The following is a 14,207-nucleotide window of genomic DNA, read 5'->3' on the forward strand; positions in this document are numbered from 1 at the left end:
CACCGCCTGAACCGCAGGGCCGCTCGGCCCTGCCGCCCCGGCTCATCCGAGCCCGGGCAGATTCATGCGACAGCCTCGCCTGTGCAAACGACATCACACGCTGAAGACCGAGACGCCATGGGTCGCTCACCAACTCCCCGACGGCAGCATCGAATGGACGAGTCCGCTCGGACGCCGCACGACCAACGGGCCGGGACGATACGTGGCGTTCGTCCCCGAACCCGATCCCCCGCCGTTCTGACGCACGTCCGCCCTCCGCGAACCCCCTCGTGGCGCAGCCACGACGGTGATTGGCTGACCCCATGCGTCGCGTCCTCATCCTCGGCGGCACCGCATGGCTCGGCCGCGCCGTGGCGGCTGCCGCACTCGCCGCCGGCGCCGACGTCACGTGCCTCGCGCGTGGCGAGGCCGGAACCGTGGCTGCCGGCGCCCGCCTCGTCCGCGCCGACCGCAACTCCCCCGACGCCTACGACGGCGTCATCGGGGATTGGGATGACGTCATCGAGCTGTCGTGGAATCCGCCCTTCGTCGCCTCCGGCCTGGAGGCCCTGGCCGATCGCGCCGCGCACTGGACGCTGGTGTCGAGCGTGTCGGTCTACGCCGACTCCGCCACCCCCTTCGCAGACGAGACTGCACCGCTCGTGGAGCCCGTCGACCTCGATCGCTACGCGGATGCCAAAGTGCATGCCGAGCGGCTCACCTGGGCGCGGGGAGAAGACCGAGTTCTGCTCGCGAGAGCCGGTCTCATCGTGGGTCCGGGCGATCCGACCGACAGATTCGGGTACTGGCCCGCGCGGTTCGCGCGCGGGGGGCGAACCCTCATCCCCACGACGACCGGGCGCCACGTCCAGGGCATCGATGTGGACGACCTCGCCGCATGGATCGAACGCGCCGGCCGCACGGCGGTGACCGGCGCGGTCAACGCGGTCGGCCAGGAGCTCCCGCTCGCCGAGGTCCTCACGACGGCGCAGGCCGCTGCGGGCACGGCCACCGAGACGGTCGCTCTCGACGACGACACGCTGCTGCGGCGGGGAGTGCAGCACTGGGCGGGTCCGCGGTCTCTCCCCCTGTGGCTGCCCGCCGAGGCGCGCGGCTTCGCGCGGCGCAGCGACGCCGCGTTCCTGGCATCCGGGGGCCGGCGAAGACCGCTCGCCGACACGATGCGACGCACGCTCGACGACGAACGGGCGCGAGGTGTGGGCCGCCCCCGTCGCGCCGGGCTCACCCCCGCCGAAGAAGCCGAGGTGTTGGCCGGCTAGCGTCCGTTCCGGTCCGCCGCCGAGCGCGGAGGTGCCGACGTGACGTCGAGTCGCTCCAGGCCCCGTAGCGAGGTCCAGATCAGCTCCTCGCCTTTCGCGGCATGCTGCGACGCGCGCACGGCGCGCTCGTCGGCCCACGAGTTCAGCACGTGACCGCTGTGACCGCGCACGTGCTCGAGCACCACGTCCGGGAGGCCCGCGGCGCGACGCGCGTCCCGCGCCGCGATGAGCGCCTCCAGGATGCCGCGATTGGCGACGGGCTTCTTGGCCGAGGTGACCCATCCCCGCCGGCGGTGACCGTCCATCCACGACGAGTACGTGTCGATGGCGTACTTGGAGTCCGCCTGCACGACGAGCTCACGCACGTCGGTGTGGTCGGTGATCGCGTGCAGCAGTCCGAGGAGCTCACCGATGTTGTTCGTGCCCTCCGGGATGGACCCCGCCGCCCACTGGCCGTCCTCACCGACCCACGCCCACCCCGCGGGACCGGGGTTCCCCTTGCACGCACCGTCAGTGGCGACGACGTATCGGTCGGAGGACGCGGGAGAGGAGGCACTGCTCATCCCCCTAGTCTCCCGGACGTCGGTCGGATGAACCGCCGGATGGAGTCACCGGCGTCGGGTCGCGTGATTGCGATGACGCCGTCGGGGCGTCCTCGTCACGCGTGCGACAGTCCCTCCATGACCGAGCCCCGACCCCGTCTGTCCCCCGCCGCGCGGGCCGCCCTCGTCGTGGCCACCGTGATCATCCTCGGCGCCATCGGCTTCGTGGTCTGGTTCGTGAACACCCCTCGCGACCCGAACCAAGAGGCCACGCAGAGATTGCAGCAGTGGCAGCAGGTCTTCGAGCGATACCGCGAGAAGAACGGCGCACTGCCCGAGCTTCCCGCCGGGGGCTACTGCCTCGGTAGGGGGTTCCCGACAGGGAGCGGAGGCACCGCCAACTGCCGCGACTACGCCGCGAGCAGCTACTACACCGAGGCGGACAGCACGCCGCTGATGGAGGCGCTCGCCTCCGTCGCCACCCTCCCCACGGGCGTCTCGGCCGCGGTCCAGGGCACGATCGGGCCGTACGCGGAGTACCGCGACGGCAAGGTCTTCCTCCTGACCGCCGAAGAGGGCGGCTGCGTCGCCCCGGCCACCGAGGTCTGGAACGACGGCACCACCCTCTTCGTGTGCGGCATCACGCTGACGCGCTGAGTCAGCCGTTGCTGTCGGCCTTCTTGGAGCCGGCCTCGAGGACATCGCCCGCGGGAAGCTCCTGGTGCCCACCGAACTGCAAGCGCATCGCCGACAGCACCTGGTTGGCGAAGTGATCCTCGCCGCGCGAGGCGAACCGCTCGAACAGGGACGAGGCGAGCACGGGCACCGGTACACCGGTGTCGACCGCGGCCTTCACGGTCCAACGCCCCTCACCCGAGTCCGAGACGCGACCGGCGAGCCCGTCGAGGGTGGGGTTCTGCGCGAGAGCCGCGGCGGTGAGGTCGAGCAGCCACGAGGAGATGACCGATCCGCGGCGCCACAGCTCGGCGACTTTCGCGGTGTCGATGTCGAACTGGTAGAACTCCGGCTCCTCCAGCGGCGCGACCTCGGCGGAGTGCTCGCCCTGACGCATCCCGGCGTCGGCGTTGTTGAGCACGTTCAGGCCCTCGGCGAGGGCCGCCATGATGCCGTATTCGATGCCGTTGTGCACCATCTTCACGAAGTGCCCGGCACCCGAGGGACCGCAGTGCAGGTAACCGCGCTCCTCCGGCGTGTAGTCGCCGCTGCGGCCGGGCGTGCGCTCGACCTCGCCCGGGCCGGGAGCGATCGTGCGCAGGACGGGTTCGAGGTGCGCGACGGCCTCGTCGTGCCCGCCGACCATCAGGCAGTACCCGCGCTCCAGGCCGAACACGCCGCCGCTGGTGCCGATGTCGACGTAGTGGATGCCGGTGTCCTGGAGCTTCGCTGCCCGCCGCACGTCGTCGCGGTAGTTGGAGTTGCCGCCGTCGATGATGATGTCGCCGGCCTCGAGAACCTCGGCGACCTGGTCGACGACGCTGCCGGTGAGCCCCGCGGGGATCATGAGCCAGACGGCGCGCGGCTTCTCCAGCTTCGCGGCGAGGTCGGCGATGCTCGAGGCGCCCGTGGCGCCCTCCGCCGTCAGTGCCGCCACGGCCTCCTGGTTCACGTCGTAGACCACGCAGTCGTGGCCGTCCTTCATGAGTCTGCGGACGATGTTGGCGCCCATCCGTCCGAGTCCGACCATGGCGAGTTGCATTCGTACCCCGTTCGTCGTGAATCCCGCCGCGATGGGCGGCTCTTCGAGTCTAGGAGCGCGCAGGACCGGCGCGGCCGGGTCAGCCCTGGAAGTCGTCGGGGTCGACACCGTCGAGGAATCTCCGGAACTCCTCCACACGGTCGTCGTCCCCGCGCGTGTCGAACTCCACCGCACCTTCGGGAACGCCCGCTTCCGCCAGCACCGCCTCGGCCACCGCGATGGGCGCGTCCACGCGTGCCGCGAGAGCGATGGCATCCGAGGGGCGGGCGTCGATCACGAACGGACCCCGCGGTGTGCGCAGGTGGATCTCGGCGTAGAACGTGCCCTCGGCCAGCCGGGTCACGAGAACTCGCTCGACCGATGCCGACAGCTCCCGCAGCATCACGACCATGAGGTCGTGCGTCAACGGTCGCGGGGTGGCGGCGCTCTCGATGGCGACGAGGATGGACATCGCCTCCTGCGGGCCGATCCACACGGGCAGGACGACCCCGTCCTCCACGCCCGGACCGGGCAGCGGGGCGAGCAGGATCACGTGCTGCTGGGCCGAATCCAGGGCCACGCCGAGCACGCGAACCGGGACCATGACCCCCATCGTACGGGGCGACCGACGTCCGCCGGGTGGGCGCGGCACGCTCAGCGGCCGCGCAGCCGAGACCGCGGCACGGCCGCTCGTCCGGGTCACCAGCCGTAGGCGTTGAACCAGTCGCGACGCCGATCGGCCTCCGCGCGCGTCGGATCACCCCGCCAGGTGTCGTGGGCGCTCAGCCCACCACCGGCACCGATCGGGACGAACGCCCAGCACACCGGGCACAGAGCGCGCCCGCCCGGAAAACCGTCGTCGAGCGTGGGAGCCGGCTCGGCGATCGTCCCCGCACCGGGGCACTCCGGCGGGTCGGCCTGGAGGTCGTTCCACAGCAGGGAGCCGCCACGGCGGTGATGGAGGCCGCGGTGGCCCTTCTCACGCGTGCAGATCTCTTCCCTGCGGCGGCTCAGGCACAGTCTGCGCGCCGCGCCGGGCAGTGCGGCCAGCGTTCGCGTCATCCTCCGATTCTCGTCGCTGAGATCGCACGGGGGGCAGATGGGCGATACGAACGGGGCGATGGGGTCCGGTGGGGAAGGGATCGGCGGTCATCGTCGACCACCACCGGCGAGTCGGGGAAACATGTCGACCTCCTGGGCTTTCGACCCTGCGGCAGCACGGCGACCTCGCCGAGGGGGTTGACTCAGCCGCGAAGGGTGCTAATGGCCGCGCGTCAGCGGCCGGCGCGCCGCAGGACGGTGTCGACGGCGGCGTGGAACGTCAGGTGCTGCGCGATCTCGACGGCGCGGTCGTACCGCGTCCCGCCCAGCGCCACGAAGACGGAACCGACGACCTCGACGTAGCCCACGATGAGCCCGTCCCGCGCAACCTCGTACAGATCGAGGTCGATGCGGGTCCAGGGGATCTCCGTCGTGGTGTCCACGTGACCCGGACGACTGACGGGGATGTCCATGACCATGAGAGCACTCCTTTGTATCCGGGGTACTCACAGGGTGCGCTGAAAACGGGCGTGTCGTTCCGGGGTTGACGGATCGCCGCCGCCGGGATAGGCGCCTCAGCGGGAGGCGCGGACGGGCCGACCGCGGCGGGGACGCTCGGCCGAGAGGCCGAACGGCACCGCGTCCTCGGCCAGGCGCTCGACGTCATCGAGAAAGCGCAGATCCGCCTCGAGCCGTGCCCGACGCGCGGACGCCACGACCGCGCGGGCGACGGCATCCATGTTCTCGTCCGTCGGTTCGACGGAGCCGAGCGCCTCTTCAACCGCTGCCCGTTGTGCCGCGATCATCCGATGAACGTCGGCACCGGGCAGGGTGAGTGCCAGCGCGATGCGGAGCGCGACCTCGTCGCGACGCTCTGTCAGCGACGCATCGCCGAGCCAGGATCGGGCCTCCGCGCGCCCCGCGGGCGTGGACCCCCAGAGCACGCGGCCCTCGTCGTCCACGCCCCGGTGCTCCACGAGGCCGTCGCGCTCCAGCCGCTCCAGCGTCGTGTAGACCTGACCGACGTTGACGGCGACGCCGGTGCGCCGCAGGTACTCCGAGCGCAGCTGCGAGCCGTAGCAGTCGCCGCGATCAAGGATCGCTAGCAGGCTCTGGCGCACAGTCATAGGGACCTCCGACCCACCGGGAAATGGCTTTCCGAGTATATGGTTCGATGCCGAGGGAACGTCCTTCTCGGCGTCATGACGCGGGCGTACCCTGTGGTCTGACCACATAAGAGGTCGTCGATCGGAGGCATCCCGTGGAGTGGCTCGACCCCCTCATCCTCGCTCGGTGGCAGTTCGGACTGACCACCCTGTACCACTTCCTCTTCGTGCCCCTGACGCTCGGGATGTCGCTCGTCGTGGCGATCTTCCAAACCGTCTGGTACCGCACCGGCGACGTGAAGTGGCTGCACCTGACCCGCTTCTTCGGCAAGATCTTCCTGATCAACTTCGCCATGGGCGTCGTGACGGGAATCGTCCAGGAGTTCCAGTTCGGGATGAACTGGTCGGCCTACTCACGCTTCGTCGGCGACGTGTTCGGTGCCCCGCTGGCGTTCGAGGGACTGCTCGCCTTCTTCCTCGAGGCGACGTTCATCGGCCTGTGGATCTTCGGGTGGGACAAGCTCCCCCGCCTCGCGCATCTGGCGAGCATCTGGATGGCGACACTCGGAGCGACCTTCTCGGCGTACTTCATCATCGCCGCCAACGCGTTCATGCAGAACCCGGTCGGGTATCAGATGGCCGCCGACGGTGGCCGCGCCGAACTCGTGGACTTCTGGGCGATGCTCACCAACCCCGTCGCCCTCGCCGCGTTCCCGCACACCATCTTCTCCGGCTGGATGTTCGCCGCGATGATCATCGTCGCCGTGTCCGCCTGGCACCTGGCCAGGGACCGCAACGTCGAGATGATGCGGACCCCTCTGCGGTTCGGACTCTGGTCGACCCTGGTGTCCTTCGCCCTCGTCGCGATCGCCGGCGACCAGTTGAGCCTGGTGATGGTGGCCACCCAGCCGATGAAGATGGCCGCAGCCGAGGCCACGTTCAACACCGTCTGCGGCGCGGATGCCTCGTTCTCGATCTTCACGCTCGGAACGCCCGATGGAACGAGCGAGCTGTTCTCCATCCGGGTGCCGTTCCTGCTCAGCATCCTGTCGACGCACTCCCTCGACGGCTGCGTCGAGGGCATCAACGACCTCAACACGATGTACACGCAGGAGATGTTCCCGCAGTTCGCCGACCAGGTGGACGGCAACTTCGCCCCCGTGCTGTGGGTCACCTACTGGGCCTTCCGCTGGATGATCGCGCTCGGCGGTCTCGCCGCCCTCATCAGCGTCGTCGGTCTGTGGGTCACCCGCAAGAACGCCCCGCGCCCGGTCGCACCGTGGATGTGGCGGGTCGCGATCTGGGCCGCCCCGCTACCACTGCTGGGCAGCCTCGTCGGCTGGGTCTTCACGGAGATGGGCCGTCAGCCCTGGATCGTGTTCGGGCTCATGCTCACCGAGGACGGCGTCTCGCCCAGCGTCCCCGGCTGGAGCGTTCTGATCTCCCTCGTGGCCTTCACCGCGATCTACGCCACGCTCGCCGTGGTCGAGTTCGGGCTGATCAAGAAGTACGCGCAGAAGGGGCCGGACCCGCTGCCGGACCCGGACGCACCGCGCGAGCCCGACACCATCGAGAACACCCCGACGACCGTCTACTAGGAGCACAGTCATGGACCTCGCATACCTCTGGTTCTGGATCGTCGGATTCCTCTTCATCGGCTACTTCGTCCTCGACGGGTTCGACTTCGGCGTCGGCATGTCGCTGCCGTTCCTCGGCAAGGACGACATCGCCCGTCGCCAGATCATCAACACGATCGGGCCCGTGTGGGACCTCAACGAGACGTGGGTCATCGTCGCCGGCGCCGCACTGTTCGCCTCGTTCCCCGAGTGGTACGCGACCCTCTTCAGCGGGTTCTACCTGCCGCTGCTGCTGATCCTGCTCGCGCTCATCGCCCGCGGCGTGTCGTTCGAGTACCGGCACCAGCGGGAATCGCCGAGATGGAAGCGCGGCTTCGACCGCATGATCGTGATCGGGTCGGCCGTCCCCGCCCTGCTCTGGGGCGTCGCCTTCGCCAACATCGTGCAGGGCGTGCCCCTGGATGCCGACCACGAGTACGTCGGCAGCCTGTTCACGCTCCTCAATCCGTACGGCCTCCTCGGCGGCGTCGTCACACTGCTGCTGTTCTTCACGCACGGCGTGTACTTCGTCGCCCTCAAGACCGACGGGCAGGTGCGCACCGACGCGCGCGCGCTGGCGAAGAGGTCGGGGCTGCTGACGATCGTGGCTGCCGCCCTGTTCCTGGTCTGGACCATCATCCAGGCCGCGAACAACCAGGCTCCGCTCCTGCTCGGCGTGGTGGCCTTCTCCGGCGTCGCGGCGCTCACACTCATCGGCTCGTGGGTGGCCAACCTCCGAGACCGCGAGGGAACCGCGTTCACGCTCGGGGCGATCACGATCGTCACCGCCGTCGCGGCGCTGTTCTTCGCCCTCTTCCCCAATGTGATGCCCTCCACCCTCGAAGCCGGTTCGAGCCTCACGATCGAGAACGCCTCCAGCACCGACTACACCCTGACGATCATGAGCTGGGCGGCGCTGGTCTTCCTGCCCGTCGTCCTGGCCTACCAGGGTTGGACCTACTGGGTGTTCCGCAAGCGCGTCACCCGCGCCCGGATCGAGAAGGCCGCGCTGGTGGCGCATTGACCGACACGACCCGGGTGCGCCCCGTCGACCCCCGACTGGTGCGGTACGCCTCCGCCTCCCGCGGCTTCTTCGCGGTGAGCGCGGCGATCGTCCTCGCCCAGACGGGGGTCGTCGTCGGGTTCGCCTGGGCCCTCACCTCGGCCCTGATCGGCGCGATCGACGGGCGTGCGCTGCCGGAGCTGTGGGGCTACGTCGGGGCAGCGGCATCCCTGGTCGTGGTGCGAGGACTGCTCATCGTCGCCTCCGAACGCGTCGCCGCCCGCGGTGCCGCCGCCGCCTCACTGCAGCTTCGCGAACGCCTGGTCGCCGCGGTGGCCGCCCTCGGGCCCGGGTGGCTCGCTCAGCGCAACGCCGCGTCACTGTCGGTGACGGCGGGACGCGGCCTGGACGCGCTCGACCCCTATTTCGGGCGGTACCTCCCGCAGCTGGTCGCCACCGCGATCACGACCCCCCTCCTCCTCGGCGCGATCACCCTCGCCGATCCGCTCTCCGGCCTCATCGTCGTACTGACGCTCCCCCTCATCCCGCTGTTCATGGTGCTCATCGGTCTCGCCACCCGCACCGTGCAGAAGAAGCAGTACGCCACGCTCGGGCGCCTCGCCGCCCGGTTCGCCGACACCGTCGAGGGTCTCGGCACGCTCAAGGCCTTCGGGCGCGAGCACCGCGCCGCCGACACGATCGAGCGGGTCACCCGCGACTACAAGCGCGAGACGATGACGGTCCTGCGCGTGTCGTTCCTCTCGGGCTTCGCGCTGGAGTTCCTGGCATCCATCTCGGTCGCGATCATCGCCGTGACGATCGGGTTCCGCCTGCTCGCCGGAGACCTCAGCCTGCTCGTCGGGCTCTTCGTGCTGCTGCTCGCACCCGAGGCGTACCTGCCCCTGCGGCAGGTGGGCGTGCAGTTCCATTCCGCGGCCGAGGGCGTCGCCGCAACCGAGGAGATCTTCGACGCCCTCGATGCCGCACGTGCCGCCCAGCGGCCGGATGCCACCGAGCCCGACACCGGCGCGACGGTCGAACTGCGCGATGTGCGGGTGCACCGGGGAACGCACCGGATGCCGACGGTGTCGCTGTCGGTCGGACCCGGCGAGGTCGTGCTGCTCAGCGGTCCGAGCGGTGTCGGCAAGTCCAGTCTCGTCGCAGCGCTCCTCGGGTACGCCGACCACGACGGCGAGGTGCGGGTCGACGGCCGGGCCGTCCCGCACGCGCGGCCCGCTGTCGCCTGGGCGGGACAGCGGCCGGGACTGGTGTCGGGCACGGTGGCCGAGAACGTCTCGCTCGGGTCCGAGGCCGACCCCGCGGCGATCGCCCGCGCGCTCGCCGACGCCGGAGCCGCCGATCTCGACCCGGCGACCCCGCTCGGCGCGGGTGGCGCAGGACTCTCCGGCGGACAGGCCCAGCGCGTCGCGGTCGCCCGCGCCCTGTACCGCGAACGCGTCGCGGGAGCGCGGATCCTCGTCCTCGACGAACCGTCGAGCGCCCTGGATGCCGAGACCGAGGCGCACGTGTGGCGGACGCTGCGCGCCGAAGCCGACGCGGGCGCCGGGGTCCTGCTGGTATCGCACCGCACGTCGGCGCGCGGGATCGCCGACCGCGTCGTGGAAGTGGGGGCACCCTCGTGAACCCCCGGGTGCGCGGCATCCTGGCCTCCGCCATGCCCACACGGCGACGCTTCGCCCCCGCCGTCCTGTCGGGCTTCGGCACCGCCGGGAGCGCGGTGGCGCTGCTGGCCGCGAGCGCCTGGCTCATCGCGCGCGCGGCGGAGCAGCCGCTCGTGATGTACCTGTCGGCGGCGGTCGTGGGTGTGCGAGCGTTCGCGCTGTCGCGCGGCGTGTTCCGGTACCTCGAGCGGCTCACGGGGCACGACGCAGCGCTCGAGCGGCTGGCCGGTGTGCGCGCCGACCTCGTGCGCGAACTCGTCCCGCTCGCCCCGGACGGCCTGGCCCGCGCCCGGCGCGGCGGCCTGCTCTCGAGCGTCGTCGACGACGTCGAGGAGTTGCAGAACCTCCCGCTGCGGGTCGTGCTGCCCCTGTCCGTCGCGGCGCTCACCTCGCTCGCGGCCGTCGTGTTCGCGGCGTTCGTCTCGCCCCCGGCCGCACTGGCACTTCTGGCATGCCTCATCGCGGCCTTCGCCGTCGCGGTCGTGGCGGGGTGGGCCGCCGGCGCCCGCGCGGAGCGGGCGATCGCACCGTTGCGGGCCGACGTCGCCGACGCCGTCCACGACCTCCTGACGAACATCGAGGTGCTGACGGCGTACGGAGCCCTCGACGCCGCCCGGACGCGCGTGCTCGACGCCGACCGGGCGCTGCGTCGCGCGATCGTTCGACGCGGCGGAGCCCAGGGGCTGACCTCGGGGACGGTGTCGGTGCTCGCCGGCCTGGCGTCGCTGCTCGCGCTCGCCGTGGCCGCTCCCGCCGTCACCGGCGGCACGCTCTCCGGACCGGGCCTGGCGGTCGTCGTCCTGCTGCCGATGGCGGTGTTCGAGGTGTTCGGACCGGTCCCCCTCGCTCTGGCGTCGTGGCGGCAGGTGCGCGCCGCGGCCGAGCGCATCGCGGATGCCGTCCCCGCCGAGATCCCCGACGGACTCCCCCGCCACGAACCGGCCGCCACCGGTACCGCACCCGCCCTGGACACGGGCCTCGAGCTGCGTGGCGTGTGCGCCCACTGGCCCGCGCGCTCCGACGCCGGCTTCGACGACACCGGCCGCATCGAGGACGTGTCGCTGAGCGTCGGCGCGGGCGAGCGCGTGCTGGTCACGGGTCCGAGCGGCGCCGGCAAGACCACCCTGGCCCACGTGCTCGCCCGGTTCCTCGACTACGACGGATCGTTCACGATCGGTGGCGTCCAGGCGCGGACGCTCGCCGGCGACGACCTGCGCCGCACGATCGGGCTCGTCGAGCAGTCGCCGTACCTGTTCGACGAATCGGTCCGCCAGAACCTTCTCTTCGCCCGCGACGACGCCACCGACGACGATCTGCGCGCCGCCCTCGTCCGCGTCGGATTGGCGGAGTGGGTGCAGGAGCGGGGCGGTCTCGACGCATCCGTCGGCGACCGCGGCGCCCTCGTCTCGGGCGGGCAGGCGCAACGCCTCGCCCTCGCCCGAGCGCTGCTGCGCGGGTTCCCCGTGCTCGTGCTCGACGAGCCGACCGCGGGTGTCGACCCCGCGGCATCCGATGCCCTCCTGCGCGATCTGCTCGGCGCCGTGGGCCCCGGCCACGCGGTCGTGCTCGTCTCGCACGTCGAGGTGCCCGACGACCTCGTCGACCGGACCGTGCGCCTCGAGAGCGGACGACTCGTCGCGGTGTGAGACGGGTCAGGATGCCGCGATGAACCGCACGCGGTCGGGAGGGATCGACAGCGTCACGACGTCTCCGACTCGAAGCCCCGAGGCCTCGACGGGCGAGACCTCTGCCGCTGCGATCGCGGTGACGATCCGCACCCCCGCGGGGGTGGGCTCGAGCCGGAGCACCGGTGCGCGCCACGGATGGGCGACGGTTTCCTCCAGCCGAACGTCCGTCGCGCGGAACACGGCGGCCAGCGCTCGGCCGTCCTCTCCGGCGAGCGCGCGGGACGCGGCATCCGCCGACTCCAGGCGTGCCGTCCCGTCCGTCCACGCGCCGGCGGATGCCACGCCGACCGCCCGTTCGAGTCCGGCGATGCGGGCCGCGACCTCCGTCGCCGGTGCCGCGAGCACCTCGCGCACCGGTCCCTGCTGAGTCCCGCGCCCCTCTTCGACGATGAGCAGCCGGTCCGCGAGGGCCGCGGCATCGACGGCGTCGTGGGTGACGGCGACGGCGGTCACTCCCTCCAACGCCTCGCGGAGCATCGCGCGGATCTCGGCGGCGGTGACGGGATCCAGAGCCACCAGCGGCTCGTCGAGAAGTACCGCGCGAGGCTCGGCGGCGAGCGCGCGCGCCACCGCCACGCGCTGCTGCTCACCGCCGGAGAGCTCCGCGGGGCGACGGTCGCCGACCCCCGGCAGTCCGACGCGCGCGAGCCATTCCTCGGCGCGGGCGCGCGCCGACCCGCGGCCCGCGCCGGCGGCGCGCGGACCGAACGCGACGTTCTCACGCGCCGAGAGGTGCGGGAACAGCCGCGCATCCTGACCGAGCAGCACGATGCCGCGGTCCATGGGGGCGGTCCGCACCCGGGGGTGGGCGACCCGGTCGATCACGCGGCCGTCGAGGGAGATCTCTCCGCCGTCGAGGGGTTGGAGTCCGGCGAGGGCGTGCAGCAGCGTGGTCTTGCCCGCTCCGCTGCGGCCCATGATCGCCAGGGTCTCACCGGCGGCGACGTCGATGCCGATGTCCACGACGAACGCCCGCCGCCGCACGACGACGTGCGCGCTCACTCTCGCGCTCATGCCACGCCCCCCGACGGCCGCCACCCGCGCACCAGAAGCAGGACGCCGATCGCCGTCACGAGCAGCAGCAGCGCCAGCGCGACCGCGCTCCCCTGGGCCACGCCGCCGCCGTTGAACGCCGTGTAGATCGCGAGAGGCATCGTCTGGGTGACGCCGGGACGGTTGCCGGCGAATAGCGCGGTCGCGCCGAACTCGCCGATCGCGCGTGCGAAGCACAGCACCACCCCGGCGACGATCCCGGGGGCGGCCAGCGGCAGGGTCACGCGGCGCAGGATCGTCGCCCGCGAGGCGCCGAGGGAGGCGGCGGTGCGCTCGACCTCGACCCCGGTGCTGCGCAGCGCCCCCTCGACGGCGAGAACGAGGAACGGCAGCGCCACGAACACCTGCGCCAGCACGACGGCGGCCGTGGTGAAGGGCAGACCGAGCCCGCCGAGCCACCCGTTCCGACCGAAGAGGTACAGCAGCGCGACGCCGCCCACCATCGGCGGGAGCACGAGGGGGACGGTCACGAGCGCGCGCAGCGCGGCCGCCGTCCGCGCCGAGCTGCGCGCGATGAGCAGGGCGAGCGGTATGCCGATGGCCGCGCAGACGAGGGTCGCCAGGGCACCGGTGGTCACCGACAGCAGGAGCGCCGAACGCGCGGCTTCCGAGGCGACATCGGCCCAGAGGGTGTCCCACTGGACGCGCGTCACGAGCGCGGTCAGGGGGACCAGGAGGAACAGCAGACCGGCCGTCGCGGGAACCACGAGCCAGCGCGGAACGTAGCCTCCCCCGCTCACGGCGCCCGGAACCTGGCGTCGGCGAGGATCCGCTGCCCCGCGGGCGAAAGGACGAAATCGGTGAACGCGCCGGCCGCCGCGGGGTTGCCCGCGTCGCGGACCGTCGTGATCGGATACCGGTTGACCACCGCGTCGGCACCCTCCGGAACGACCGCCTCGACGTCGTCGCGACCGGCGATGTCGGTGGCGTAGACGAGGCCGGCCCTCGCGTCGCCGGCCTCGACCTTGGCGAGAACGGCCGTGACGTTCTGCTCCTGACTGACCGGTGTCACCGACACCCCGGCCCTCGCCAGCAGCGTCGCCGACGCCGATCCGCACGGTACCTCGGCCGCGCACAGCACGGTCGGGACGCGGGCGAGATCGGCCAGCCCCGCCACCTCCCCCGGGTTCCCCGACGGCACCGCGATCACGAGGGTGTTGGCGGCGAACACCAGGGGTTCGGCGGCCAGGTCGCCGATCCTCTCCATGTTCTTCTCGTCCGCGGAGGCGAAGACGTCGGCGGGAGCCCCCTGCGCGATCTGCGTCGCGAGCGTGCTCGACCCGTCGTACACGGTGACGACATCGACCGCGGGGTGGGCCGCCTCGAACGCGGCGGAGATCTCGTCGAACGCGCGCTGCAGGGACGCCGCGGCGTACACCTGCACGGTGCCGCTCAGCGCGTCGCCGGAATGTTCGTCGGCGGGCGGCTCGGCCGACGCGCACGCGGTGAGCGACAGGACGACGCCGAGAGCGAGAGCGAAACGGAGGCGACGCATGCAGGACCCTTCCCGCGCGCTCGGAG

15 protein-coding genes are annotated in these 14,207 nt (G+C 71.7%); 6 read left to right on the forward strand and 9 right to left on the reverse strand.

All coding sequences use genetic code 11. From position 1 onward, the window contains the following. Positions 1 to 302: 302 nt before the first annotated feature. A complete protein-coding gene (locus tag LL239_RS13195) occupies positions 303 to 1,259 on the forward strand; it encodes an NAD-dependent epimerase/dehydratase family protein (protein WP_228163908.1) in 957 nt (318 codons plus the stop codon). Here the strand turns inward: LL239_RS13195 and LL239_RS13200 are convergent. After that, positions 1,256 to 1,822 (reverse strand): ribonuclease H family protein, encoded by a 567-nt coding sequence (locus LL239_RS13200; protein ID WP_228163909.1) that lies wholly within the window; start codon positions 1,820 to 1,822, stop codon positions 1,256 to 1,258. The two genes, LL239_RS13195 and LL239_RS13200, sit on opposite strands and share 4 nt — an antisense overlap. Before the next feature lie 117 nt (positions 1,823 to 1,939). On the opposite strand from LL239_RS13200, the gene LL239_RS13205 reads away from it, so the two are divergent. Then, positions 1,940 to 2,458, forward strand: a complete 519-nt coding sequence (locus tag LL239_RS13205; protein ID WP_228163910.1) for a hypothetical protein — start codon at positions 1,940 to 1,942, stop codon at positions 2,456 to 2,458. Position 2,459: 1 nt separating this feature from the next. On the opposite strand, the gene gnd is transcribed toward LL239_RS13205, so the two are convergent. From gnd to LL239_RS13230, 5 genes are all read right to left on the reverse strand, one after another. Further along, a complete protein-coding gene (gene gnd, locus LL239_RS13210) occupies positions 2,460 to 3,518 on the reverse strand; it encodes a phosphogluconate dehydrogenase (NAD(+)-dependent, decarboxylating) (protein WP_228163911.1) in 1,059 nt (352 codons plus the stop codon). A 79-nt stretch (positions 3,519 to 3,597) separates the two neighbouring features. Then, the gene (locus tag LL239_RS13215) at positions 3,598 to 4,101 is read right to left on the reverse strand and encodes a bifunctional nuclease family protein (protein ID WP_228163912.1); all 504 of its coding nucleotides are present in this window, start codon (positions 4,099 to 4,101) and stop codon (positions 3,598 to 3,600) included. A gap of 95 nt (positions 4,102 to 4,196) precedes the next feature. Continuing rightward, the gene (locus LL239_RS13220) at positions 4,197 to 4,559 is read right to left on the reverse strand and encodes a hypothetical protein (protein WP_228163913.1); all 363 of its coding nucleotides are present in this window, start codon (positions 4,557 to 4,559) and stop codon (positions 4,197 to 4,199) included. A gap of 212 nt (positions 4,560 to 4,771) precedes the next feature. Next, the gene (locus LL239_RS13225; RefSeq protein WP_228163914.1) at positions 4,772 to 5,017 is read right to left on the reverse strand and encodes a hypothetical protein; all 246 of its coding nucleotides are present in this window, start codon (positions 5,015 to 5,017) and stop codon (positions 4,772 to 4,774) included. A 96-nt stretch (positions 5,018 to 5,113) separates the two neighbouring features. Then, positions 5,114 to 5,665 carry a PadR family transcriptional regulator gene (locus tag LL239_RS13230; RefSeq protein ID WP_228163915.1) on the reverse strand — a complete coding sequence of 184 codons (552 nt, stop codon included), beginning with the start codon at positions 5,663 to 5,665 and terminating at the stop codon, positions 5,114 to 5,116. A gap of 134 nt (positions 5,666 to 5,799) precedes the next feature. On the opposite strand from LL239_RS13230, the gene LL239_RS13235 reads away from it, so the two are divergent. Genes LL239_RS13235 through cydC form a run of 4 tightly spaced genes read left to right on the forward strand, consistent with a single transcriptional unit; the run spans position 5,800 to position 11,591 of the window. After that, positions 5,800 to 7,242: a cytochrome ubiquinol oxidase subunit I gene (locus LL239_RS13235; protein WP_228163916.1), complete on the forward strand. Its 1,443-nt coding sequence runs from the start codon at positions 5,800 to 5,802 to the stop codon at positions 7,240 to 7,242. Positions 7,243 to 7,252: 10 nt separating this feature from the next. Then, positions 7,253 to 8,284, forward strand: coding sequence for a cytochrome d ubiquinol oxidase subunit II (gene cydB / locus LL239_RS13240; RefSeq protein WP_228163917.1), 1,032 nt, complete (start codon positions 7,253 to 7,255; stop codon positions 8,282 to 8,284). Continuing rightward, entirely contained in the window at positions 8,281 to 9,906 is a 1,626-nt protein-coding gene (cydD, locus tag LL239_RS13245; RefSeq protein ID WP_228163918.1) for a thiol reductant ABC exporter subunit CydD, read from the forward strand. Before cydB ends, cydD begins: the two co-directional genes overlap by 4 nt. Next, complete coding sequence (gene cydC / locus LL239_RS13250; protein WP_308218583.1) at positions 9,903 to 11,591, forward strand: thiol reductant ABC exporter subunit CydC; 1,689 nt, start codon at positions 9,903 to 9,905, stop codon at positions 11,589 to 11,591. The genes cydD and cydC overlap by 4 nt, the downstream gene beginning before the upstream one ends. A 6-nt stretch (positions 11,592 to 11,597) precedes the next feature. Here the strand turns inward: cydC and LL239_RS13255 are convergent, their stop codons facing one another. From LL239_RS13255 to modA, 3 genes are read right to left on the reverse strand one after another with little or no spacing between them, the layout of a single operon-like run. Continuing rightward, positions 11,598 to 12,647 carry a sulfate/molybdate ABC transporter ATP-binding protein gene (locus tag LL239_RS13255; protein ID WP_228163919.1) on the reverse strand — a complete coding sequence of 350 codons (1,050 nt, stop codon included), beginning with the start codon at positions 12,645 to 12,647 and terminating at the stop codon, positions 11,598 to 11,600. After that, complete coding sequence (gene modB, locus LL239_RS13260) at positions 12,644 to 13,426, reverse strand: molybdate ABC transporter permease subunit (protein WP_228163920.1); 783 nt, start codon at positions 13,424 to 13,426, stop codon at positions 12,644 to 12,646. Before modB ends, LL239_RS13255 begins: the two co-directional genes overlap by 4 nt. Continuing rightward, on the reverse strand, positions 13,423 to 14,181 hold the full coding sequence (gene modA / locus LL239_RS13265; RefSeq protein ID WP_228163921.1) for a molybdate ABC transporter substrate-binding protein: 759 nt from the start codon (positions 14,179 to 14,181) through the stop codon (positions 13,423 to 13,425). The genes modB and modA overlap by 4 nt, the downstream gene beginning before the upstream one ends. Between the last annotated feature and the right edge of the window lie 26 nt (positions 14,182 to 14,207).

Source organism: Microbacterium testaceum (assembly GCF_020781835.1).
Lineage (GTDB): Bacteria > Actinomycetota > Actinomycetes > Actinomycetales > Microbacteriaceae > Microbacterium > Microbacterium testaceum_H.

What these genes read in the sequence shown, in the direction of transcription:
- LL239_RS13255 (WP_228163919.1), bottom strand. Translation starts at nt 12,647, where the DNA reads ATGAGCGCGAGAGTGAGCGCGCACGTCGTCGTGCGGCGGCGGGCGTTC.
- modA (WP_228163921.1), bottom strand. Translation starts at nt 14,181, where the DNA reads ATGCGTCGCCTCCGTTTCGCTCTCGCTCTCGGCGTCGTCCTGTCGCTC.
- LL239_RS13215 (WP_228163912.1), bottom strand. Translation starts at nt 4,101, where the DNA reads ATGGTCCCGGTTCGCGTGCTCGGCGTGGCCCTGGATTCGGCCCAGCAG.
- LL239_RS13220 (WP_228163913.1), bottom strand. Translation starts at nt 4,559, where the DNA reads ATGACGCGAACGCTGGCCGCACTGCCCGGCGCGGCGCGCAGACTGTGC.
- LL239_RS13205 (WP_228163910.1), top strand. Translation starts at nt 1,940, where the DNA reads ATGACCGAGCCCCGACCCCGTCTGTCCCCCGCCGCGCGGGCCGCCCTC.
- gnd (WP_228163911.1), bottom strand. Translation starts at nt 3,518, where the DNA reads ATGCAACTCGCCATGGTCGGACTCGGACGGATGGGCGCCAACATCGTC.
- LL239_RS13230 (WP_228163915.1), bottom strand. Translation starts at nt 5,665, where the DNA reads ATGACTGTGCGCCAGAGCCTGCTAGCGATCCTTGATCGCGGCGACTGC.
- LL239_RS13225 (WP_228163914.1), bottom strand. Translation starts at nt 5,017, where the DNA reads ATGGTCATGGACATCCCCGTCAGTCGTCCGGGTCACGTGGACACCACG.
- LL239_RS13195 (WP_228163908.1), top strand. Translation starts at nt 303, where the DNA reads ATGCGTCGCGTCCTCATCCTCGGCGGCACCGCATGGCTCGGCCGCGCC.
- LL239_RS13200 (WP_228163909.1), bottom strand. Translation starts at nt 1,822, where the DNA reads ATGAGCAGTGCCTCCTCTCCCGCGTCCTCCGACCGATACGTCGTCGCC.
- cydB (WP_228163917.1), top strand. Translation starts at nt 7,253, where the DNA reads ATGGACCTCGCATACCTCTGGTTCTGGATCGTCGGATTCCTCTTCATC.